The organism is Arthrobacter sp. GmRoot5-12, assembly GCF_059739365.1.
The window spans coordinates 1440342-1461779 of record NZ_AP046056.1 but is presented as its reverse complement, the minus strand read 5'-3'; the positions used below and the strand labels follow the sequence as shown (position 1 = coordinate 1461779).

General features: G+C 66.5%; 21 protein-coding genes and 3 riboswitches. Of the genes, 12 read left to right on the top strand and 9 right to left on the bottom strand.

Annotation, left to right across the window (positions count from 1 at the left end; all coding sequences use genetic code 11):
- Nucleotides 1–14 precede the first annotated feature (14 nt).
- From lipA to gcvP, 6 genes are all read right to left on the bottom strand, one after another.
- Nucleotides 15–1028 carry a lipoyl synthase gene (gene lipA / locus AC6JAM_RS06595; protein ID WP_144601432.1) on the bottom strand — a complete coding sequence of 338 codons (1014 nt, stop codon included), beginning with the start codon at nt 1026–1028 and terminating at the stop codon, nt 15–17.
- A 47-nt stretch (nt 1029–1075) separates the two neighbouring features.
- A complete protein-coding gene (locus AC6JAM_RS06590) occupies nt 1076–2515 on the bottom strand; it encodes an L-serine ammonia-lyase (RefSeq protein WP_497934312.1) in 1440 nt (479 codons plus the stop codon).
- 288 nt (nt 2516–2803) lie between these two features.
- Nucleotides 2804–4126, bottom strand: coding sequence for a serine hydroxymethyltransferase (gene glyA / locus AC6JAM_RS06585; protein WP_497934311.1), 1323 nt, complete (start codon nt 4124–4126; stop codon nt 2804–2806).
- Nucleotides 4123–4506, bottom strand: coding sequence for a glycine cleavage system protein GcvH (gcvH, locus tag AC6JAM_RS06580; RefSeq protein ID WP_018772259.1), 384 nt, complete (start codon nt 4504–4506; stop codon nt 4123–4125). Before gcvH ends, glyA begins: the two co-directional genes overlap by 4 nt.
- A gap of 49 nt (nt 4507–4555) precedes the next feature.
- Entirely contained in the window at nt 4556–5704 is a 1149-nt protein-coding gene (gene gcvT, locus AC6JAM_RS06575) for a glycine cleavage system aminomethyltransferase GcvT (RefSeq protein ID WP_224084231.1), read from the bottom strand.
- 9 nt (nt 5705–5713) lie between these two features.
- Nucleotides 5714–8587 carry an aminomethyl-transferring glycine dehydrogenase gene (gene gcvP / locus AC6JAM_RS06570; protein WP_497934310.1) on the bottom strand — a complete coding sequence of 958 codons (2874 nt, stop codon included), beginning with the start codon at nt 8585–8587 and terminating at the stop codon, nt 5714–5716.
- A 160-nt stretch (nt 8588–8747) separates the two neighbouring features.
- A riboswitch (glycine riboswitch) is annotated at nt 8748–8848 on the bottom strand.
- Between the two features lie 291 nt (nt 8849–9139).
- A riboswitch (glycine riboswitch) is annotated at nt 9140–9238 on the top strand.
- A riboswitch (glycine riboswitch) is annotated at nt 9239–9334 on the top strand. It abuts the riboswitch before it with no gap.
- 50 nt (nt 9335–9384) lie between these two features.
- Here gcvP and cycA point away from each other — a divergent pair.
- From cycA to AC6JAM_RS06555, 3 genes are all read left to right on the top strand, one after another.
- A complete protein-coding gene (gene cycA, locus AC6JAM_RS06565) occupies nt 9385–10926 on the top strand; it encodes a D-serine/D-alanine/glycine transporter (protein WP_223993577.1) in 1542 nt (513 codons plus the stop codon).
- A gap of 172 nt (nt 10927–11098) precedes the next feature.
- Nucleotides 11099–11899 carry a hypothetical protein gene (locus tag AC6JAM_RS06560; protein WP_026266216.1) on the top strand — a complete coding sequence of 267 codons (801 nt, stop codon included), beginning with the start codon at nt 11099–11101 and terminating at the stop codon, nt 11897–11899.
- Complete coding sequence (locus AC6JAM_RS06555) at nt 11883–12632, top strand: LamB/YcsF family protein (RefSeq protein WP_497934309.1); 750 nt, start codon at nt 11883–11885, stop codon at nt 12630–12632. The genes AC6JAM_RS06560 and AC6JAM_RS06555 overlap by 17 nt, the downstream gene beginning before the upstream one ends.
- Nucleotides 12633–12847: 215 nt before the next feature.
- Here the strand turns inward: AC6JAM_RS06555 and AC6JAM_RS06550 are convergent, their stop codons facing one another.
- Nucleotides 12848–14209 carry a DUF445 domain-containing protein gene (locus AC6JAM_RS06550; protein ID WP_156400176.1) on the bottom strand — a complete coding sequence of 454 codons (1362 nt, stop codon included), beginning with the start codon at nt 14207–14209 and terminating at the stop codon, nt 12848–12850.
- A 49-nt stretch (nt 14210–14258) separates the two neighbouring features.
- Here AC6JAM_RS06550 and AC6JAM_RS06545 point away from each other — a divergent pair, with 49 nt between their 5' ends.
- The 7 genes from AC6JAM_RS06545 to AC6JAM_RS06515 all read left to right on the top strand — a co-directional run bounded on the left by AC6JAM_RS06545 (nt 14259) and on the right by AC6JAM_RS06515 (nt 19106).
- Nucleotides 14259–15158 (top strand): glycerophosphodiester phosphodiesterase, encoded by a 900-nt coding sequence (locus AC6JAM_RS06545; protein WP_018772223.1) that lies wholly within the window; start codon nt 14259–14261, stop codon nt 15156–15158.
- A gap of 7 nt (nt 15159–15165) precedes the next feature.
- A complete protein-coding gene (locus AC6JAM_RS06540) occupies nt 15166–16551 on the top strand; it encodes a CoA transferase (protein WP_497934308.1) in 1386 nt (461 codons plus the stop codon).
- A gap of 59 nt (nt 16552–16610) precedes the next feature.
- Entirely contained in the window at nt 16611–17168 is a 558-nt protein-coding gene (locus tag AC6JAM_RS06535; protein ID WP_497934307.1) for a DoxX family protein, read from the top strand.
- A complete protein-coding gene (locus AC6JAM_RS06530) occupies nt 17165–17965 on the top strand; it encodes an AzlC family ABC transporter permease (protein ID WP_497934306.1) in 801 nt (266 codons plus the stop codon). The genes AC6JAM_RS06535 and AC6JAM_RS06530 overlap by 4 nt, the downstream gene beginning before the upstream one ends.
- Nucleotides 17962–18273 carry an AzlD domain-containing protein gene (locus AC6JAM_RS06525; protein ID WP_018772219.1) on the top strand — a complete coding sequence of 104 codons (312 nt, stop codon included), beginning with the start codon at nt 17962–17964 and terminating at the stop codon, nt 18271–18273. The genes AC6JAM_RS06530 and AC6JAM_RS06525 overlap by 4 nt, the downstream gene beginning before the upstream one ends.
- A gap of 233 nt (nt 18274–18506) precedes the next feature.
- A complete protein-coding gene (locus AC6JAM_RS06520) occupies nt 18507–18644 on the top strand; it encodes a hypothetical protein (RefSeq protein WP_223993586.1) in 138 nt (45 codons plus the stop codon).
- A gap of 81 nt (nt 18645–18725) precedes the next feature.
- Entirely contained in the window at nt 18726–19106 is a 381-nt protein-coding gene (locus AC6JAM_RS06515) for a hypothetical protein (RefSeq protein ID WP_488315161.1), read from the top strand.
- Between the two features lie 81 nt (nt 19107–19187).
- Here the strand turns inward: AC6JAM_RS06515 and AC6JAM_RS06510 are convergent, their stop codons facing one another.
- Nucleotides 19188–19412, bottom strand: coding sequence for a hypothetical protein (locus AC6JAM_RS06510; RefSeq protein WP_018772216.1), 225 nt, complete (start codon nt 19410–19412; stop codon nt 19188–19190).
- Between the two features lie 97 nt (nt 19413–19509).
- Nucleotides 19510–20169 (bottom strand): TetR/AcrR family transcriptional regulator, encoded by a 660-nt coding sequence (locus tag AC6JAM_RS06505; RefSeq protein WP_144601442.1) that lies wholly within the window; start codon nt 20167–20169, stop codon nt 19510–19512.
- Nucleotides 20170–20293: 124 nt separating this feature from the next.
- Between AC6JAM_RS06505 and AC6JAM_RS06500 the strand changes: the two genes are divergently transcribed.
- On the top strand, nt 20294–20617 hold the full coding sequence (locus AC6JAM_RS06500) for a thiamine-binding protein (protein WP_497934305.1): 324 nt from the start codon (nt 20294–20296) through the stop codon (nt 20615–20617).
- Nucleotides 20618–20703: 86 nt separating this feature from the next.
- On the top strand, nt 20704–21393 hold the full coding sequence (locus AC6JAM_RS06495; RefSeq protein ID WP_497934304.1) for an O-methyltransferase: 690 nt from the start codon (nt 20704–20706) through the stop codon (nt 21391–21393).
- The last annotated feature ends 45 nt before the right edge of the window (nt 21394–21438 follow it).

The window sequence follows — 21438 nt, the reverse complement described above, 5'->3', positions numbered from 1 at the left end:
CGTGCAGGGGCTCCTTAGCCTGCCAGGAGGGTGGCGGCTTCCTGGCGGGTGGTGCCGGAGTCCTGGATGCCGTCGGCGATGTGGGCGAGTTCGGCGGGGATGTCGCGGCCTTTTTTGCGCATGGCGGTGGCCCAGAGCCGGCCGGCGCGGTAGGAGGAGCGGACCAGGGGGCCGGACATGACGCCGAGGAAGCCGATTTCCTGGGCTTCGTGCTGGAGGTCCACGAATTCCTGGGGTTTGACCCAGCGGTCCACGGGCAGGTGCCGCTCGCTGGGGCGCAGGTACTGGGTGATGGTGATCAGGTCGCAGCCGGCGGCGTGGAGGTCGCGGAGTGCTTCGCTGATTTCTTCGCGGGTTTCGCCCATGCCCAGGATGAGGTTGGACTTGGTGACCATGCCCAGGTTCCGGCCTTGGGTGATGACGTCCAGGGAGCGGTCGTAGCGGAACGCGGGGCGGATCCGCTTGAAGATCCGGGGCACGGTTTCGACGTTGTGCGCGAAGACCTCGGGGGCGGAGTCGCAGATGGCCTTGATGTGCTCGGGTTTGCCGGAGAAGTCCGGGATGAGCAGTTCCACGCCGGTGCCGGGGTTCAGTTCGTGGATTTTGCGGACGGTTTCGGCGTAGAGCCAGACGCCTTCGTCTTCCAGGTCGTCGCGGGCGACGCCGGTGACGGTGGCGTAGCGCAGCTGCATGGATTGGACGGAGCGGGCCACCTTGGTGGGTTCGAACCGGTCCAGGGGTGAGGGTTTGCCGGTGTCGATCTGGCAGAAGTCGCAGCGGCGGGTGCATTCGGAGCCGCCGATCAGGAAGGTGGCTTCCTTGTCTTCCCAGCATTCGAAGATGTTGGGGCAGCCGGCCTCTTCGCAGACGGTGTGCAGGCCTTCCTTTTTCACCAGGTTCTTGAGTTGGACGAATTCCGGGCCCATCTGGACCTTGGCCTTGATCCACTCCGGTTTGCGTTCCACCGGGACCGCAGCGTTGCGCTGCTCAATCCGCAGCATCTTCCGGCCTTCAGGTGCCAATGTCATGGTTGTTTCCTTTGCTTGCTTGGGGATTCGCGGCAGGTTGTTGCCGGTCAGCATTCGACGACGTTGACGGCGAGGCCGCCCATGGCGGTTTCTTTGTATTTGGAGGACATGTCCTTGCCGGTTTCGCGCATGGTGATGATGACTTCGTCCAGGGACACGCGGTGGGTGCCGTCGCCCCAGAGCGCCATTTTCGCGGCGTTGATCGCTTTCGCGGCCGCGATCGCGTTCCGTTCGATGCAGGGGACCTGGACCAGCCCGCCGATCGGGTCGCAGGTCAGGCCCAGGTTGTGTTCCATCGCGATTTCCGCGGCGTTCTCCACCTGCGCCGGGGTCCCGCCCATGACCTCGGCCAGGCCCGCGGCCGCCATCGAGGACGCCGACCCCACCTCGCCCTGGCAGCCGACTTCGGCCCCGGAGATCGAGGCCTGTTCCTTGTACAGCACCCCCACCGCGCCCGCGGCCAGCAGGAACCGCACCACCACAGCGTCCCGGTCCTCCTGGGTGGCCTTGTCCATGCCCGGGGCGAAATGCAGGGCGTAGAACAGCACCGCGGGGATGATCCCGGCCGCCCCGTTCGTCGGGGCGGTGACCACCCGCCCGCCGGAGGCGTTCTCCTCATTCACCGCCAACGCCACCAAATTAACCCACTCCTGCCAATACCTGGCATCGAACGGGCCCGCGTCCCACGCCGCATCCGTCTCCTCGACCGGGGCGCCCGCGGATTCCTTCTTCAACCGGTCGTACCAGTCAGGGGCGCGGCGGCGGACCTTCAACCCGCCCGGCAGCACCCCTTCCCGCCTCAACGAGGCGGCCACGCAGCCCTCCATCACCGACCAGATCTGCAGCAGCCCCGCCCGGATCTGCTCCTCGTCCCGGGAGACTTTTTCGTTCACGAGCATCACGTCGGCGATGCCCAGCCCGGTCACCGCGCAGTGCCCCAGCAGCTCCGCCGCGGTCCGGAACGGCAGCGGCAGTTCCTGTTTGGACGCGTCCAGTTCCTGCTGCGCCGCGTCCTCCTCGCCCTCCCGGACGATGAACCCGCCACCCACCGAGAAAAACGTCGCCGCATGCAGCACCTCCCCGGCCGCATCAGTGACCGTGAACGTCATCCCGTTCGTGTGCCGCGGCAACACCGTCAACGGCCGCAGCACCATGTCCTTCACCCCGTACGGCAAGGCCACAGCACCGGCCAGGTTCAGGACCCCGGTCTCCGCGATCGACGCCAGCCGCTCCTCCACCTCGGCGGGCAGGATCAACTCCGGATGGAACCCCTCCAACCCCAACAAAACGGCGGTCATCGTCCCATGCCCATGACCCGTCGCCGCCAACGACCCATACAAATCAACCCGCAACCCCGCCACATCACCCAGGACACCCAGGCCCTTGAGCTCCTCAGCGAACACCGCAGCAGCCCGCATCGGCCCCACAGTATGCGAAGACGAAGGCCCAATCCCGATCGAAAACAGGTCAAAGACTCCGACTGCCATAACTAAATCCTTACTGAAACTGTGGTTCGGTTGGTGTGGCCGGGCTGGGGTGGAGCGGGCAGGACATCCTCTGCATGCTCGGTCGCGAAGACGCCCGCTAAGCGGACGTGACGCTCCCTTAGACGCACGCTGCCGGATGCCCCGCCCACTCCGAGGGTCTGTCACCAAGGCGACATGCCCACGAGGGGCCGGCGGAGCCGGACTTTTCGAAAGCCTGCGTCAAAGCGACGAAGGAGCAGCAGGCGTGAAAATGTCCGGTCCGCCGGGCCCGTTAGCGATCACGATCCCTTAGGACAGGGGTGCCACGCCCGGGTAGAGCGGGTGCGCCGAAGCCAGGACCTCGACGCGGTGACGCAGACCGGAGAGGTCGGCGTCGGCGTCGGCGATCAAAGCTTGGGCGATGATGTCCGCAACCTCGCGGAAGGCGTCCTCGCCGAACCCGCGGGTGGCCAGTGCGGGCGTGCCGATGCGCAGGCCTGAGGTGACCATGGGCGGGCGGGGGTCGAAGGGAACGGCGTTGCGGTTGACGGTGATGTCAATGGCGGCGAGCCGGTCTTCGGCCTGCTGCCCGTCGAGGTCGCAGTTGCGCAGGTCGACCAGGACCAGGTGCACGTCGGTGCCGCCCGAGATCACGCTGATGCCCTTGGCGGTGACGTCCGGCTGGACCAGGCGTTCCGCCAGGAGGCGGGCACCGGCAAGGACTCGCTCCTGCCGCTCGCGGAACTCTTCGGACGCCGCGATCTTGAACGCCACGGCCTTGCCGGCGATCACGTGTTCCAGCGGGCCACCCTGCTGACCGGGAAACACAGCCGAGTTGATCTTCTTGGCGATGTCGGCGTCGTTGGTCAGGATGATGCCGCCGCGCGGACCGGCCAGGGTCTTGTGCGTGGTGGACGTGGTGACGTGGGCGTGCGGCACCGGCGACGGGTGCAGCCCGGCCGCCACCAGTCCGGCGAAGTGCGCCATATCCACCATCAGGTAGGCCCCCACGGAGTCGGCGATCCGGCGGAATTCCGCGAAGTCCAGCTGGCGGGCGTAAGCGGACCAGCCGGCCACGATCAGCTGAGGCTTGTGCTCCTGGGCCAGCCGTTCCACCTCTGCCATGTCGATGGAGTGGGTGTCCTCGCGGACCTGGTACGGGACCACGTTGTAGAGCCTGCCGGAGAAGTTGATCCGCATGCCGTGGGTCAGGTGGCCGCCGTGCGCCAGGTTGAGGCCCATGATGGTGTCGCCGGGCTTGATCAGGGCGTGCATGACGGAGGCGTTGGCCTGTGCACCGGAGTGTGGTTGGACGTTGGCGAACCCGGCGCCGAAGAGGTCCTTGACCCGGTCGATGGCGAGTTGCTCGATGACGTCCACGTGCTCGCAGCCGCCGTAGTAGCGCTTGCCGGGGTAGCCTTCGGCGTACTTGTTGGTCAGGACCGAGCCCTGGGCCTGCATGACCGCAGCGGCCGTGTGGTTCTCGGACGCGATCATCTCCAGGCCGTCGCGCTGGCGGCCAAGCTCGTCGTCAATCTTCGCGGCAACCTCAGGGTCCAGGATGGACAGGTCGGCGTTCAGGCTTGGGGAGGCCACCTGCTCGAAGGCGCCCACTTCTGCCGGGGCGCTCACAGCTCGCCGCCGTTTGCTGCTGCGTATTCCTCTGCCGACATGAGCGGGCCTTCCTCGGTAACGGCCACCTTGAAGAGCCAGCCCGCACCGTAGGGATCGCTGTTGATCAGGGCGGGGTCCGTGACCACGCCGTCGTTGATCTCGGTGACCTCACCGGTCACGGGGGCGTAGAGGTCGGAGACGGATTTGGTGGATTCCACCTCGCCGCAGGTCTCGCCGGCCGTCACGGTGGAGCCGACCTCGGGGAGGTCCACGTACACGATGTCGCCCAGGGCGTCGGCAGCAACGGCGGAAATCCCGATCCCCGCGGGGCCGGATCCGTCAACAGCAACCCACTCGTGCTCGGCGGAGTACTTCAGTTCAGAAACAACTTTGCTCATTGTCTACTTTCCTTCTCTTCAAAACCTGTGGTGGTTGGGCGAAATCGATTTACTTCTGGCGCTTGTAAAAGGGGAGGGGGACGACTTCGAAGCGCTCGGGCTTGCCGCGGAGGTCGATGTCCAGGACGGTCCCGACTTCAGCAAATTCAACGTCGACGTAGGCCATGGCGATGGGGTATCCGAGGGTGGGGGAGGGCTGGCCGGAGGTTACTTCGCCCACCAGGGTGCCGTCCTTGAGGACGGGGTAATGGGCGCGGGCAGCGCGGCGTCCGGCACCCTTGAGGCCCACCAGCTTCTGCCCGATGCTTGAACCGACTCCTGCGGCCTTGATGGCGGCCAGGGCGTCCTTGCCTACGAAGCCGCTCTCCTTCGCCAGCGACACCACGGGGCCCAGGCCGGCCGCGTAGGCGTTGACGTGGCGGGAGAGTTCGTTGCCGTAGAGCGGCATCCCGGCTTCGAGGCGGAGCGAGTCGCGTGCGGCCAGTCCGGCTGGAACCAGGCCGGAGCCTTCGCCGGCCTGGAGCAGGGCCTCCCACAGTGCGGGGGCGTCCAGGTTGGGAACGTAGATCTCGAAGCCGTCCTCGCCGGTGTAGCCGGTCCGGGCCACGAGCAGGTCCTGGACCGTACCGTTGACGGCGATGCCCACCTCGACGGCGGCGTAGTACTTGAGCCCGGTGAGCAGTGCGTGCTGTTCGGCCGGGACCAGCGTCAGGAGGATCGCTTCGGAATTCGGTCCCTGGACGGCGATCAGCGAGGTGTTGGCGGAGGCGTCCTCCACAGTGACGTCGAAGGCGGCGGCGCGTTCCAGCAGTTCCTTGGCCACCACTGCGGCGTTGCCCGCGTTGGGCACCACCAGGTACCTGTCCACGCCCTCTTCGGGGGATGGCCGGCGGTAGGTGATGAGGTCGTCGATGATGCCGCCATCGGCGTTGCAGATCAGCGAGTACTTTGCCTTGCCCACGGCCACCGCGGACAGTTTGCCGGCAAGGGCGTAGTCCAGGAAGGCGGCGGCGTCGGGGCCGGTCACCCAGACCTCGCCCATGTGGGAGAGGTCGAACAGGCCGGCCGCCCTGCGCACGGCATGGTGTTCCGCGAGTTCAGACTCGTACTTGAGCGGCATCTGCCACCCGCCGAAGTCCGTGAACGAGGCCCCGGCCTTCTTGTGCTGCTCGAAAAGAGCGGTGTAGTTCTCAGTCATTGGAAGTCCTCAGTTCTCAAATTCGGCTGTGCTGTCCTCGAACGCTTCGAGGGGCGGGCAGGAGCAGACCAGGTTCCGGTCGCCGGCGGCGCCGTCGATCCGGCCGACGGGCGGGAAATACTTGTCCTGGCGGAGCGAGGCAACGGGGAAGGCCGCCTGCTCCCGCGGGTAGGCGCGGTCCCAGTCAGAGCTGACGACGGCGGCGGCCGTGTGGGGTGCGTTGCGCACCGGGGATGCCTCCAGGGTGATGTCGCCGCTGGCCACCTGCTGGATCTCGCCATGAATGGTGATCATGGCCTCGATGAAGCGGTCGATCTCGGCCAGGTCCTCGGACTCGGTGGGCTCCACCATCAGCGTGCCCGCGACAGGGAACGAAAGGGTGGGGGCGTGGAAACCGAAGTCGATCAGCCGCTTGGCCACGTCCTCGGCCGTGACTCCCGTCTTCGCCGTGAGTTCGCGCAGGTCCAGGATGCACTCGTGCGCCACCAGCCCGCCTTCACCGGTGTAGAGGACCGGGAAGTATTCGTTCAGGCGGGACGCGACGTAGTTGGCCGCCAGCAGCGCGGACTTGGTGGCCTCGGTCAGGCCCTCACCGCCCATCAGCTTCACGTACGCCCACGAAATCGGCAGCACGCCGGCCGAACCGAACCGGGACGCCGAGATCGCCACACCGTGCCCGGCTTCGTGCGCCGCCTTGTTCGCGTCGCCCGGCATGAACGGTGCCAGGTGCGCCTTGGCGGCAACGGGCCCGACGCCGGGTCCCCCGCCGCCGTGCGGGATGCAGAAGGTCTTGTGCAGGTTCAGGTGGGACACGTCCCCGCCGAACTGGCCCGGCTGGGCCAGCCCTACCAGGGCGTTGAGGTTGGCGCCGTCGATGTAGACCTGGCCGCCCGCGGCGTGCACAGCGTCACAGACTTCGCGGACATCCCCATCGTAGACACCGTGGGTGGAGGGGTAGGTGATCATGATGGCCGAGAGGACGTCCTTGTTGGCCTCGATCTTGGCCGTCAGGTCGTCGTGGTCGATGGTGCCGTCGGCAGCCGTGGCCACGACGACCACCTTCATGCCCGCGAGCACGGCGGAGGCGGCGTTGGTGCCGTGCGCCGAGGCCGGGATCAGGCACACGTTGCGCTGCTGCTCGCCCCGGGAATGGTGGTAGCCGCGGATCGCGAGCAGCCCGGCGAGTTCGCCCTGCGAGCCCGCGTTGGGCTGGATGGACACCTGGTCATACCCGGTGATCGTGGTCAGGTCCGCTTCCAGGCCGGCGATGAGTTCGCGCCAGCCTTCGGTCTGGGAGTCCGGGGCGAACGGGTGGATCGAGGCGAACTCCGGCCAGGAAATGGCTTCCATCTCGGCCGTGGCGTTCAGCTTCATGGTGCATGAACCCAGCGGGATCATGGTGCGGTCCAGCGCCAGGTCGCGGTCCGAGAGCTTGCGGATGTAACGCAGCAGCTGGGTTTCAGACCGGTGCGTGTTGAAGACCGGGTGCTGCAGGTAGGCCGAGGAACGCAAAATAGTGTCGGGCAGTTCGAATCCCTGGGCGTCACCCACCGGACCGGCGCCAAAGGCGACGGCGACGGCGGAAAGTGTTGCCGCCGTCGTCGTCTCATCAACGGAGACGCCCACCGTGTCCGGATCGATGAAGCGCAGGTTGATGCCACGGGCTTCAGCGGCGGTGATCACCTTGGCGGCCTTGCCCGGAACGCGGACGGTGAGGGTGTCGAAGAAGGAGTCCGTGACCAGTTCGCGGCCCAGTGACGTGAGTGCTGTTGCCAGGACCCTGGCCTTGTGGTGGACGGTCTCTGCGATCGCCTTCAGGCCGTCGGGGCCGTGGTAAACGGCGTAGAAGGAGGACACGATGGCCAGCAGCGCCTGGGCGGTGCAGATGTTGGACGTGGCCTTCTCGCGGCGGATGTGCTGCTCGCGGGTCTGCAGGGCCAACCGGTAGGCAGGCGTGCCGGCGTTGTCCTTGGAGACGCCCACGATCCTGCCCGGGAGGGTACGTTCCATTCCCTTTTGGACGGCCATGTAGGCGGCGTGCGGCCCCCCAAAGAACAGCGGCACGCCAAAACGCTGGGTGGAGCCGACGGCAATGTCCGCCCCCTGCTCGCCCGGAGGTGTGATCAGTGTCAGGGCCAGCAGGTCCGCAGCCACGGTGACCAGCGCGCCCCGGTCCTTGGCAGCGGCGATCACGGCGGATTGGTCCCACACGCGGCCGGAGACCCCGGGCTGCTGCAGCACGACGCCGTTGATGTCGCCGTCGGGCAGGCCCTTGGACAGGTCGGCGACCTCCACCTCGAAGCCGAGCGCCTCCGCCCGGCCCAGCACGATGGCGATGGTCTGGGGGAGGCAGTCGGCGTCGAGCACCGTCTTGCCGTCCTTCGCTGCCTTGGACTTGTTGGCGCGGCGCATCAGCAGCACGGCCTCGGCCACCGCCGTTGCCTCGTCCAGCAAGGAAGCGTTGGCTACCGGGAGCGCCGTCAGGTCCTGCACCATGGTCTGGAAGTTCAGCAGCGCCTCAAGCCGGCCCTGGGAAATCTCCGGCTGGTAGGGCGTGTAGGCGGTGTACCAGGCCGGGGATTCCAGGATGTTGCGGCGGATCACCGGCGGAGTCACGGTGTCGTAGTAGCCCTGGCCGATCATCTGGACTGCCGTCTTGTTCTTGGCGGCAAGCTTCCGCAGTTCCGTGAGGACTTCAACCTCGCTGAGGGCGTCGGTCAGCTTGAGCGCAGTTTCCTGGCGGATGGGCGCGGGGACGGCCACGTCAACCAGGCCATCCAGGCTGTCGTAGCCGATGGCCTTGAGCATGGTGTCGATGTCGGCCTGGCGGCGCGCGCCGATATGGCGGTCAACAAACGATGTTGGATGCGAATGAATCGTCATGAGGAACTCCAGATCTGGCCGGCCGAACGTGGCACGGCGTGGGATGGGTTCCTCCCCGCTCTGTATTGGACCTGAGAGATTCCGCGTTGCCTGCTGTTGGCAGGGGACCGCTTGCACCGTCGGTGAACCAGGCAGAAGCCTGATTGCTTTCCAGAGTCGCCTCGCCGTGACGGTACGGGGGCCTGAGAGATTCCTGGGGAGGATTTGCTCCTACGGCGCCTGACCGGTGTTTCGCCGGGAGGACTCTCCCGTCACAGCTCGAAAGGCTTATTCAAATGTGGGTGATTCGGCTCACAAGGTACCGGGATAGACCCGTCCGTGGCAAATCGGGCGGCTTCCGTGCGGGGCTCGAGGGGCACGTGACGCCGTTCTTCCCCGCTTGTGTCGGGAGGGGTTTGACATTCGATCGTGACGGACACCACACTGAACCCCGGGAATGGCGCCGCCGGTGGCTGGCTCAGCGTATCCGGAGCAGCCCACCAGTCGGTGCCTGTCCCATTGCATGACCGGCCGTGGCCCAAAAAGCCTGCGGCTTCCAACTGAATACGCCTTCGACCTGCGGCGGGAGAGCCCTGCCGGGTACATCCAGCAGGCGCCGTAGGAGCAAACCCTCCCCAGGAAACTCTCAGGCCCACGTACCGCCGCGGACAGGCAACTCTGGAAAGCAGCCGGGCATGACCCTGGCTCACCGGCGGTGCAAGCGGCTTTTGCTGCGGAAACTCTCAGGTCCACTACAGAGCGGGGAGGAACCAAATCTTTTGCGGCACCCAAAAGCCGCTTTATCGATGGAGTTCCTCATGGCGATTCATCCCCCCACGTCCAACGGCGAACCAGCCCGCAGCCAAGGCGCTGCCACGGCAGCCCGCAGCGAGCCTCCCCACCTGGAGCGGCAGCTCACCAACCGGCATATCCAGCTCATCGCCATCGGCGGCGCGATCGGCACGGGCCTGTTCATGGGTTCCGGCAAGACCATCTCCGCGGCCGGCCCATCCGTGATCTTCGTATACATGATCATCGGCTTTATGCTTTTCTTCGTCATGCGGGCCATGGGTGAACTGCTGCTCAGCAACCTGAACTACAAGTCCTTCAGTGATTTCGCCGCCGATCTCCTGGGGCCGTGGGCCGGATTCTTCACCGGCTGGACGTACTGGTTCTGCTGGGTGATCACCGGAATCGCGGACGTCATCGCCATTGCAGGGTACTCAAAGGAACTTTGGCCGGCGCTGCCACTTTGGATCCCGGGCCTGGCCACGGTGGGCATCCTGCTCCTGCTGAACCTCGCCACCGTCAAGGCGTTCGGCGAGACCGAGTTCTGGTTCGCCCTCATCAAGATCGTCGCCATCGCAGCCCTGATCATCGTGGGACTCTTCATGATCTTCACCGGTTTCCAGAGCGACGCGGGCACCGCAAGCTTCACCAACCTGTGGAGCCATGGCGGGTTCTTCCCCAATGAGTTCATGGGCTTCGTGGCCGGATTCCAGATCGCAGTCTTCGCCTTCGTAGGCATCGAACTGGTGGGAACCACCGCCGCCGAGGCCAAGAACCCCGAGCGCACGCTGCCCAAGGCCATCAACGCCATCCCCGTCCGCGTGCTGCTCTTCTATGTCGGTGCGCTGGTCATCCTGATGGCGGTCACCCCGTGGACCCAGTTCGCCGCCGGCCACAGCCCCTTTATCGGGATGTTCTCCCTGGCCGGCCTCGGCGCCGCGGCCACGGTGGTCAACCTGGTGGTCCTGACTTCGGCGATGTCCTCCGCGAACTCCGGCATCTACTCCACGTCCCGCATGGTCTTCGGCCTGGCCCAGGAAGGCGATGCCCCCGGTATCTTCAGCCGGCTCTCCACGAGGAAGGTGCCCAGCAACGCGCTGTTCCTGTCCTGCGTCCTGCTGCTGTCCGGCGTCGTACTCATGTATGCCGGCCAGGATGTTGGCATGGCCTTTGAAATGGTGACCACCGTGTCTGCGGTCTGCTTCGTCTTCGTCTGGTCGATCATCCTCGCCAGCTACATCTCCTTCCGGCGCCGCCGGCCGCACCTGCATGCGGCGTCGAAGTTCAAGATGCCCGGTGGCATTCCCGCCGTGTGGGTGGTGTACGCATTCTTCGCCTTCGTCCTTTGGGCCCTTACCACCCAGCCCGACACTCTCGTTGCACTGCTGGTAACCCCCATCTGGTTCGTCATCCTGGGCGTGGCTTGGGCCATTCTGCGGCGCCGTCCCGCCCACCTGGCCCGCTTCGAGGTCTTCCGTGCCGAGCTTCAGGCAGACCAGGCCACTGCCGCGCGCAGCGGCGGCCAGGACGCCGGGGCGGCGGGGCGCGAGGTCCAGCAGGCCGGGAAGTAACGTCCGACGGCGGGTTGCAGCGGCGGCGGTGAGGTGCAGGTACCGCATCCTGCCGCCGCAGCCCGCCGGACGAAGCCACGGCCCGGAAGTTAAGCATGCTTAGTGTCTATCCACATAGGATGGAAAGGCACGGCAGCCTAGCCGCTGCAGGTCGATTTGAATGAAGGTGACCATGGCCCGGCGCAGCAACCCCGCAGTACGCATCGCACAGGAAACCGCCCACAACGCAATGTTTGACGCCGAGGGCAAGCCCAAGCCCGGCGTCCACAACATGCTCCTGAAAGCAGTGCAGATCCAGCGGCCCCTGGTGGTTGGCTACATCCGCAGGCTCCAGAAGAGGCATCCGCGGGCGACGGCCGCGCAGCTGGCGGACATCGCAGAGCGCGACTACCTGCGGGCTGTTGCCGGAGGGGGAGCCCTGGTGGGTGCCACCGCCGTCGTCCCCGGCGTTGGAACCGTGGCGTCGCTGGGACTTTCCGCAGCCGCCACCGTTGGCTTCCTGGAAGCCACAGCCCTGTACGCAACATCGCTGGCTGAACTGCACGGCATCCGTCTGACCAACCCGGAAAAGGCCGGCACCATGGTCATGGCCATCATGCTCGGCGAGGAGGGCACCGCCCTGCTGGGCACGCTCAGCGGCCAGGCATCCGGCGGCGCCACCAACACCTGGGGCAACGCGCTGTCCAAATCCATGGTGGTGCCGGGTTTCGGCAGCGTCCGGAAGAGGATCCAGCATGCCTTCCTCAAGAACCTGCTCAAGCGCCAAGGGACTGCCTTGTTCGGGCGGGCCCTCCCGTTCGGCATAGGGGCCGTTGTCGGCGGAGCCGGTAACCTCGTGATGGGCCGTGCGGTGGCCAAGAATGCCCGGGAGGCGTTCGGGCCGATGCCGGACACCATTCCCGGGGAGCTGACTTCCGCTGCCGGGCCGGACAACCTGACGCTGGAAGGCAACATCATTGGATCTCAACGCTGACGTAGGCCAATCATTCGGCTCCTGGACCGCGGGAGGCGATCCGGCGATGCTCCAGCTGGCAACCAGCGCCAACGTAGCCTGTGGCCTCCACGCGGGGGATCCCGTCACCATGCTCGACAGCTGCAGGGCCGCGTACGAACTTGATGTCACCGTCGGTGCGCACCTGGGCTACCGGGACCTGGCCGGCTACGGGCGCCGCATGCTTGGCATGAGCTTCGACGAGCTCTTCGGGGACGTGCTGTACCAGCTGGGCGCGCTCGACGGGGTTGCGCATGCCGTGGGCGCCTCCGTGGACTATGTGAAGGCGCATGGAGCGCTGTACGACACCACGATCCATGACGCCGAGCAGGCCTCCGCCGTAGTGGCTGCGGTCAACGCCTACGATCCAGGCCTTCCGTTCCTGGGCTTCCCGGGCTCGGAGCTGCTGAAGCAGGCCAAGGAAGCCGGGCACCCGGTGTTCGTTGAGGCTTTCGCCGACCGTGCCTACCTCGCCGACGGCAGCCTGGTGCCGCTCTCCGAGGACGATGCCGTCCTGTACGACGTCGATGCGGTGGTCGAACGGGCCGTCCGCCTGGCCACGCAAGGCGAAGTGGTTGCCGTGGACGGATCCGTAATTGCGGTACGGCCCGACTCCCTGTGCATTCACGGTGGGACCCCTGACGCCGTAGAAATGGCGGCCCGGATCAGGGCAGGACTTGAGGACGCAGGCGTCGCACTGGAGTCCTTCGCGTAGGAGCCTGCAGCCGTACGGCGGGCCGACTTCTTTCAACAATTCCAGCGTCACTCCAGCCCTCCCTGCCGCCGTCGTACGCCTTATCGACACGCACATTCCTTTTCGCACCCCAAATATCCCCAGCGAAAAGGAAGATGCGCAGCGCCAAGATGAATCCGCAGCGAAAAGGAAGATGCGCAGCGCCAAGTCCACCCGGGACCTACAGCAGCGGAAAACTACCCAAAGATCAGCTGCGCCACCGTGAAAATCCCCAGCCCGGCCAGGGACCCCACCACGGTGCCGTTGATGCGGATGAACTGCAGGTCCTTACCCACCTGGAGCTCGATCTTCTGCGAGGTTTCCTCGGCATCCCACCGCGCCACGGTGTCCGTAATAACGCCTGCGATGTCCGAACGGTAGGTGCGGACCAGGTACCCGGCGGCGTCACCGATCCATGCGTTGACCTTCCCGGCCAGTTCGGGGTCGTCCACGAGCCGTGACCCAAAATCGCGCACCGCAGCCTTGAACTTGATGGTGAGTTCGCTGTCCGGATCATCCACGGCGCCCAGCAGCGCGTTCTTGACCGTTCCCCAGGTCCGCGAGGCCAGTTCGCGCACTTCGGGGTCGCCCAGGACCTGCGCCTTGATGTCTTCCGCGCGCGCAATCATCGCGGGGTCATGCTGCAGGTCCTGTGCCAGGTCGTTGAGGTACTTGTCGATTGACTGCCGCACCTGGTGGCGGGGGTCAGCCTGGACGGCACGGACGAACTTCAGGATCTCGATATAGACCTTGTCGCCCACCAGTCCGTCCACGAACTGCGGAACCCACGTGGGGGAGCGGTCGGACACCAGGCGGGTGACGGTTTCGTGGTTGTCGTCCACCCAGTCCGCCGCGCGGTCCACCAGCAGGTCCACCAGCGTGTGATGGTGCCCGTCATGGAAGATGCGCTCCGCCAGCCTGCCCACGGGAGGTCCCCACGGCGGGGTGAGCAGATGCTTGCGCACCATGCCCTCGATGACGGCCTGGACGTCGTCGTCATTCAAAACCTTGAAGGCGCCGCGGATAACGGCGGCTCCCTCCTTGGCCACGCGTTCGGCACCACCAGGGCCGGCCAGCCAAACGCCGGCCCGCCGCGCGATGTTGACGCTGGCCAACTTCTCCTGGACCACCTGCTCGGAGAGGAAATTGGTCTCCACGAACTCGCCCAGCGAGGCCCCGATCTGGTCCTTCCGGCGGGGAATGATGGCGGTGTGGGGAATCTTGATGCCCATGGGGTACTTGAACAGGGCCGTCACGGCGAACCAGTCGGCCAGCGCGCCCACCATTCCGCCCTCGGCCGCCGCGCGCACATACTGCAGCCACGGGTAGTCCTTCTGCAGCGCGAACGCAAAGACAAAAATCACGGCCATGGCGATCAGCAGGCTCAGCGCCAGCAGCTTCATCTTCCGCAGCGCTGCCGCTTTCTCGGCGTCGCCGGCACCGGGCTGGCGGCTTACGACGGCGCCTGCCGCCACAGTGCCAGGGCGCACCTGCTGTGCGGCCTCGGCGGGGGGATCCTGCGTGGTTGGCCCAGTAGTTGCCTCAGAGTTCACCTGCATGTGCCAAGCCTAGCCCCGAAGGCGGGGGCCGGTCGGCTACCGTGTGTCCATGACAATTGACGAGTCAGTGCCGCAGCGGCCGCTGGTCTTTGCCCATCGTGGTTCCAGCGGCGCATACGCCGAACACACCCGGGCCGCCTACCTGCAGGCATTGGCTGACGGGGCCGACGGGGTGGAGTGCGATGTCCACCTCACCCGGGACCAGCACCTGGTCCTGCTCCATGACGCCAACCTGGACCGGACGTCGGACGGGACCGGGCCGGTGGCTGAACGGACCCTGCGCGAGCTGCACCAGCTGGACTTCTCATCCTGGAAGGGGGTCCGCATTCCCGAAGAGTATGGAGCACGTTCGGAACAGCTGCTGACCCTCCCGGAGCTGCTGGACATCCTCCGCGGGGCGGGCCGCCCGGTGAAACTCGCCATCGAGCTCAAGCATCCCAGTCCCTACCAGCTCAAACTGGAGGACCGCGTGCTGGAGGTGCTCCGCAGCGAGGGCTGGGACCCGCAAAGCTCCACCGTGGACAACGTGGCCGTGACCTTCATGAGCTTCAGCCCGGACTCGGTCCGCCACCTGCTCCAGTCCGTCCCGCCGCAATACATCTGCCAACTGGTGGACGACCTCACCATCCATGAGATCCGCGGCGGGCTGGGCCTGGGCCTCATTACGGGGAGCGCCGTCGCCAACCTCATGAAGGCCACCCAGCTGGAGGGTGAACGGATCCTGGACGACCGGGAAGTAGGAATGGCCGGCCCCGGCATCGACTACGTCAGGGAGCGCCCGGCCACAATCCGCCGATGGCTGGACTCCGGGCGGCGCTTCCGGGTGTGGACCGTGGACTCCCCGGAGGATGTGGCACTTTGCCAGGAGCTGGGCATCCACGAGATCACCACCAACGTGCCGGCCCGCGTCCTGGACCAGCTCCACGCAGCCTCTCCGCAGGGAAAGTAGGGCGGACGTGGACGCGCACCACGTCAATCCGTTCCCGTATTCGCCCCGACGCTGGTGGGGCGGCGCCCTCGACGTCGAAGGCCTGGCACTGTACTCGGTGGGAGCCGCGGCGGAAGCGCTGAACCTGTATGCGCGCACGCCCGGCCGGTTCAGCACTACGCCGGCGCTTACCGCGGCTGCCTTCGATTCCTTCGGCCACCTGCGGATTGCCGGACGCAAGCCACAGGGCTTCGCGCCCCTGTCGGGCTTCCGGCAGACCCGCGATGGCTGGATCCGGCTCCACGCCAACTACCCGCACCACGAGCAGCGGCTGCTGCGCGCCTTGGGAGCCGCCTCCGCGGAAGGGGCGGAACAGGCTCTTCGTTCCATGGCGGCGCTTGAGGCTGAGGCCGCCATCCAGGGCCACGGCGGGATCGCTGCGGCCGTGAGGACGCGTGACGAATGGCTTGCGTCCGGCATGGGCCGGGCGGCGGGATCCGGACCCTGGATTGCCGTGGAGCATACCGACGGCACCACGGCCGGTCTGGGACTGCAGGACTTTGCCGCGGCGGCTACTACGGCAGGCGGCGAGGGCATCGGTGGCGGCAACAAACCGCCGCTGGAGGGGCTGCGGGTCCTGGACCTGACCCGGGTGATTGCAGGGCCGGTGGCCACCCGCCTGCTTGCAGCATTGGGAGCCGATGTCCTGCGGATCGACCCGCCAGCCTTCCCGGAAATCGAAGACCAGTTCGTGGACACCGCGTTCGGCAAGCGCAGCGCGGAAGCCGATCTGGGGCTTCCGCAGAACCAGCACAGCCTCCAGCAGCTCCTGGCCCGCGCCGACGTCGTGGTCACGGGTTACCGGCACGGCGCCCTGGACCGTTTCGGGCTCAACCCGCGGGAACTGCTGGCCTCGCACCCTGGGCTGGTGGTGGTCACCCTCAACAGCTGGGGGAGCGCCGGGCCATGGAGCGGTATGCGCGGTTTTGACAGCATTGTCCAGGCCGCCTGCGGAATCGCGCACGTGTACGGGAAGGACAATGACGACGGCGGGTGGCGCCCGGGTGCCCTGCCTGTCCAGGCGCTGGACCACGCCACAGGATACGGGGTGGCTGCGGCGGCCGTACGCCTCCTGGACCGACGCCGGGCGGCTGGGATGGGTGCCTGTGCGCACCTGTCCCTTGCCCGCACCGCCGAGGAACTGTTTTCCCTTCCAATGGGCACCGAAGCAGGGGACACCGAACCAGGGGTCACTGACGGCCCGGCAGAGCTACCCGGACCCCGCTACAACTCCATGGACAGCACCTACGGGCAGCTCCGCTACGTCGGTCCACCGTTGCTGGACGCGGGCCGGCCGGTGGACTACCTGTCCCCGCCGCCCCCGTATGGAAGCTCTCCGCCCGCCTGGAATTGAGGGACCTTGCCTCACAGGCCGGTTTCTGGCGGCCACCGTGGCTGTGATTGAGTGGTTCCATGCCTCTTCCCTGGTCCGGTCCTGCAGTCAGGGGCTTGTCCGTACCGAACTTTTCCCTTCAGGGCCCCGCCGTTCAGACCCTGTCCGCGGCTGCCATGGGAGCCCTCCTGCTGGCCAGTGCGGGCAAGCACTTCAGGGATCCCGGCTTCTACCGCGACGTCGTTCCGGACTACCTCTGCCGCCGGGACGCGGAACCGGATCCGGAACCCGGTGCGGCCCACACTGTGGTGCCCAACCATCCTGTGCCCAACCATCCCCTGGCCGTCCTGTCCCGGGATGAGTGGATCGCCGTGAGCGGACTGCTGGAGCTGGCCGCCGCCGTCGGAATCCTCCTCCCGCCCACCCGGAAGCTGACCGCCACCGCCCTCACAGCGATGTTTACCGCATTCCTGGCGGGACACGCTGACGCACTGGCGAAGGCTTACGGTCCGCAGGGTACGCCCCGCCGGCGGAAGATCCACACCGTGCGGTTGCCGCTCCAGGCACCGTTGATCCTCTGGGCCTGGAGCCTCCGGAAGCCCATCCAAAAGGCACGCAAACCTGGAGGCTGGGTGTGAAACTCCTGGCCTCGCCGGCGGTCAGGGTGGGGATTTCCATCAGCATCGCCACCGGCCTTTACGGGGTGTCCTTCGGAGCGCTCGCAGTGACCTCCGGGCTCAACCTGTGGCAGACCATGGCCCTGAGCCTGCTCCTCTTCAGCGGTGGTTCGCAGTTCGCGTTTATTGGTGTGGTGGCAGGTGGAGGTTCGGGCATCGCCGCAATGAGCGCAGCAACGCTGTTGGGCATGCGCAACGGCATCTACGGCATGCAGTTGAACGCACTGCTGCGGCCCACCGGCTGGCGTAAGTTTGTCGGCGCGCAGCTGACCATCGACGAATCAACGGCCACCAGCACGGGCCAGACGGACCCGGCCGAGCAGCGGCGCGGATTCTGGACTGCAGGGATCGGCGTCTACGTGCTGTGGAACCTCTTCACCGCCGTGGGCGCGCTCGCCGGGAGCGGACTGGGCGATCCCAAGCAATGGGGGCTCGACGGAGCCGCGGTGGCCGCCTTCCTGGCGTTGCTCTGGCCGCGGCTTAAGGGCCGCGAACCCATTGCCATCGCGGTGGTATGTGCGGTGGCCACCGTTGTCGCCGTTCCCTTCGTGCCGGCGGGGGTGCCCATCCTGGTGGCCGCCCTGGTGGCCGCGCTGGTGGGCTGGTTCAGCCACGGCCGGCGCGACGAGGGCCTTGAGCCGGACGTCGAGCCCTATGGCGGACACCGTGACCATCACCCTGGCCGGCAGCAGGACGCAAGCCGCCCGTATCCGGGTGCGCAGGGGAGCGAAGGCGCGGATCCGGGGGCAGGCGCATGAGCCTGTGGATCTGGCTGCTTCTTGCCTGCGCGCTGGCGTACGCCTGGAAGATCGTTGGCTACTTCGTGCCCGCCAGGTTCCTCGAGGACCCGCGCACATCCCGGGTTGCGGGCACCATGACCATCGGCCTGCTGGCCTCCCTTACCGTGGTGAATGCCGTCGTGTCTGGCCAGGGACTCGCGGCTGACGCCAGGCTGGGGGCGCTTGCCGCGGCCGCACTCGCGCTGGCGTTCCGCGCACCCTTCCTGGTGGTGGTCATCGCCGGGGCCGGCACCGCTGCCCTGCTGAGGGCATTGGGCTGGAGCTAGTTTGGCAGGCGTCTGCATAAATTAGTGATGCGGGTCACTTCCCCGGCCCGGCGGCGGCTGTACTATGAAATCGGCTTATGCAGTTGGCCATGGCATTCCTACGAACGGCGACCATGGAAAATCAGCTGTATCCCGCAGGCGGCTTGGCGGGCAGACCCCGCCACAAGGACGCCCGACGGCGGGCAGGCCTCCCAGCCAAACGCTTCTTCAGGCGCTTTTCCCGCCTTTCGGACGTGCCGGAAGAGGACCTGGAAATTCTCGCCCAAAGGCTCCGGGAGGCATTCGACCTGGACCCGTCGTCGTCCGTTCCAGCGCTGCAGGCCCTGGTGCGTCAGGAACTCCGCAAGCGGGCAGACGCGGGCAACGCCTAGCGGGCCAGCATCGCGGGGCCAGGTGTGGTGGACTGGAGGAGATGCAGCCCACACCAGGCGGCCACCAAAGGAGGAATCGAGATGGACGAACAGTCACGGCCTGATAAGCCGCAGGACGGCCAGGGCACAGAGGACACCGAAGGGAAGGCTGGGGAAGCGCGCAGCGCCGGAATTCCTGCCGCTGAGCAAACCGGCAAGCTGCGGCCCGCCTACCTGGACCCCCGCGGCTCCGAGGCAACGCGTGAATTACGGGACACTGCACGGCGGCGCCGGGATGCCGAGGAGAAACTCCAGCAGCACCTGATGGAGGCGAAGCACCACATCCCCAACGAGTTCCATGAGCACCATGACCACGAACCCCAGTCACACGGGCATCCTGAGCCAGGACAGCCATCAGAACAGCCCCGGCCCGGCACCCAAGGCGGAGAAACCGGCACTGGAGAAAACGGGGAAAATCCCTGACGGAACGCTCCCGATACCGGGGAAACACTCCTGACAGCCGGGCAGCGCCGGCCGGCTGTCAGGGGCTCGATACAGCGGTAGCTACGCCACGCCGTGGGCTGCGCCGTCGGGCGAGACCGACCTGCGGCAGCTTTCTTCCACGCCCATCTCGTACCACACCTGCGCGCCGAACTCGGGCTCGGGGGTATCAAGGTTTTGGTACAGGGCGTCAAGCAATTCGACGAGTTCCGCGGTTGTCAGCGCAGGGAGGACTTCTTCCGGCCCGCGGGCGTCAGTGAGGTAGTGGAAGAGTTTTGATCTGGTCATCGCAGCGCGGCGGTTGCAGGGTGGATACGCAGGAAAAGTTCCATGGGTCGCTCCATCTCGGACTATTCGAGGCTGGCTGCCTAACCCCGCTCTGAGTTTATTGCACGTGTTGTGTGCCGACAATGGTGCCCCCGGGGATGCCGGGTGCGGCAGCAGGGACGGGCACCAGCACGGGAAGCGGGCGTGGCGGGCGGACCGTACGGATGGCGTCCTCGACCAGTGCCAGCGGACGGCGCCATGCATCGGAGCCCGGCTCCATGGTGTCGACAACGCCGATCAGCATGGCCAGCAGCCGGAACATGTCCGTCATGGTGATGTCCGTGCGCAGGCTTCCCTGGCCTTGCCCGCGCACCAAAAGGATGCTGATCGACTCCATGAGGGACCCGGTAATGCCGGTGAGGAGTTCGCGCCGGCCCGCCACAGCGCACAGCAGGTTGGCGTCGTCGCTTGCCGCAGCCATCAGGGCCTCGAGCACGCGCAGCAGCCCGGCAGCGGCATCGATATCGGCCAGGGCGCCGTCCATGACGGGATCCACGGTAAGCCGGAGCTGCCGGTTCAGTGCCGCCAGGACCAGTTCTTCCTTGTCCGCGAAGTTGCGGAACAGGGTTGCGGGGCCAACGCCCGCGGTGGATGCGATGGTTTGGAGCGGTACTTCCGGGCCGAACTCCCGGAAGCACTGGCGCGCCGCCGTGATGATTTTGTCCACGTTCCGCGCTGCGTCTGCGCGGAGGGGCTTACGGGCGACTGCGAGGCTCATGCCCAAAAGGGTAGCAACGGAGTCTTCGGCCACCATGGTTACTCCGGGGTAGGAGCTTATGTGACGGCGCGCTCCCGCGTTTGGGCCTGCGGCAGTCCGGGGACCGCGTGCGAAACTTGGAGGCATGTTGCTTGCATTTTCTGTTGCTCCGTCAGGCGTTCCCAGCGAAGGTTTCCGGCCAAACGATGCGTCCGTGCACGACGCCGTTGCAGCCGCCGTGAAGATCGTCCGGGAATCCGGGCTGCCCAACCAGACCGATTCCATGTTCACCACCATTGAGGGTGAGTGGGATGAAGTGTTCGACGTCGTAAAGCGCGCCACCGAGGCGGTCGGACGCTACGGCAGCCGCGTCTCACTGGTGATCAAGGCCGACATCAGGCCCGGTTACAGCGGCGAGTTGACGGCAAAGGTGGACCGCCTCGAAAACGCCCTGGCCCAGGAGTCCTAAGCCTGTCCTGAGCCTCCGCGCCGGGGCTGGCGTGGGCCCGGCTGAAGTGTCTGGACCGCCGGAACGCCGCGTGCCAAACTGTGCCCATGTTCGAGCACAAACCCCGGCCGGAATGGATTGCCACCGAGGAGTTCCTGTCCCGCACTGTGGTGCATCCGGACGAGGCGGTCCAGCAGGCCATCCGCACTGCGGCTGACGCCGGCATGCCGGCCATTGAGGTGGCGCCAAACGCCGGGAAGCTCCTGAAGCTCCTGGTCCAGTTGTCCGGCGCCCACCGCATCCTGGAGATCGGGACCCTGGCGGGTTACAGCACCATCTGGATGGGCCGCGGCCTTCCCCACCACGGCAAGCTCGTCACCTGCGAATACCTGCCGCAGCATGCAGAAGTGGCGTGGGCCAACATCGACGCCGCCGGCCTGGGTGAAAGGGTGGAAATCCGGCTGGGCCCCGCGCTGGAAACCCTGGCTGCCCTCGAGGAAGAGGACAGGGAGCCGTTCGACTTCATCTTCATCGACGCCGATAAGCAAAACAACAGCCGTTACCTCGACTGGGCCGTCAAGCTGGGCAGGCCGGGTGCGGTGGTGGTCCTGGACAACACGATCTGGGAAGGGGCCGTCCTGGACCCGGACATGGACCCGGTCAACGGGCCAGGAATCATCGACGCACTCCGGCTGCTCGGCAACCACCCGCGCCTGGACGCCACTGTCATCCAGACGGTGGGTTCCAAGGGGTGGGACGGGTTCGCGCTGGCGCGCATCCTCCCGCAAAAACAGTAAGTAAGCTGTGGAGATGCGTCCGGCGCAGTGCCGGGCATCGTAGAG

Excerpts from the sequence above, each read along its gene's own strand:
- AC6JAM_RS06525 (WP_018772219.1), top strand. The coding sequence starts at position 17,962 with ATGAGCCTGTGGATCTGGCTGCTTCTTGCCTGCGCGCTGGCGTACGCC.
- AC6JAM_RS06550 (WP_156400176.1), bottom strand. The coding sequence starts at position 14,209 with ATGCAGGTGAACTCTGAGGCAACTACTGGGCCAACCACGCAGGATCCC.
- gcvP (WP_497934310.1), bottom strand. The coding sequence starts at position 8,587 with ATGACGATTCATTCGCATCCAACATCGTTTGTTGACCGCCATATCGGC.
- AC6JAM_RS06590 (WP_497934312.1), bottom strand. The coding sequence starts at position 2,515 with ATGGCAGTCGGAGTCTTTGACCTGTTTTCGATCGGGATTGGGCCTTCG.
- AC6JAM_RS06510 (WP_018772216.1), bottom strand. The coding sequence starts at position 19,412 with ATGACCAGATCAAAACTCTTCCACTACCTCACTGACGCCCGCGGGCCG.
- lipA (WP_144601432.1), bottom strand. The coding sequence starts at position 1,028 with ATGACATTGGCACCTGAAGGCCGGAAGATGCTGCGGATTGAGCAGCGC.
- AC6JAM_RS06545 (WP_018772223.1), top strand. The coding sequence starts at position 14,259 with ATGACAATTGACGAGTCAGTGCCGCAGCGGCCGCTGGTCTTTGCCCAT.
- cycA (WP_223993577.1), top strand. The coding sequence starts at position 9,385 with ATGGCGATTCATCCCCCCACGTCCAACGGCGAACCAGCCCGCAGCCAA.
- gcvT (WP_224084231.1), bottom strand. The coding sequence starts at position 5,704 with ATGACTGAGAACTACACCGCTCTTTTCGAGCAGCACAAGAAGGCCGGG.
- AC6JAM_RS06500 (WP_497934305.1), top strand. The coding sequence starts at position 20,294 with ATGTTGCTTGCATTTTCTGTTGCTCCGTCAGGCGTTCCCAGCGAAGGT.
- AC6JAM_RS06515 (WP_488315161.1), top strand. The coding sequence starts at position 18,726 with ATGGACGAACAGTCACGGCCTGATAAGCCGCAGGACGGCCAGGGCACA.
- AC6JAM_RS06535 (WP_497934307.1), top strand. The coding sequence starts at position 16,611 with ATGCCTCTTCCCTGGTCCGGTCCTGCAGTCAGGGGCTTGTCCGTACCG.
- AC6JAM_RS06495 (WP_497934304.1), top strand. The coding sequence starts at position 20,704 with ATGTTCGAGCACAAACCCCGGCCGGAATGGATTGCCACCGAGGAGTTC.
- gcvH (WP_018772259.1), bottom strand. The coding sequence starts at position 4,506 with ATGAGCAAAGTTGTTTCTGAACTGAAGTACTCCGCCGAGCACGAGTGG.
- AC6JAM_RS06560 (WP_026266216.1), top strand. The coding sequence starts at position 11,099 with ATGGCCCGGCGCAGCAACCCCGCAGTACGCATCGCACAGGAAACCGCC.
- AC6JAM_RS06505 (WP_144601442.1), bottom strand. The coding sequence starts at position 20,169 with ATGAGCCTCGCAGTCGCCCGTAAGCCCCTCCGCGCAGACGCAGCGCGG.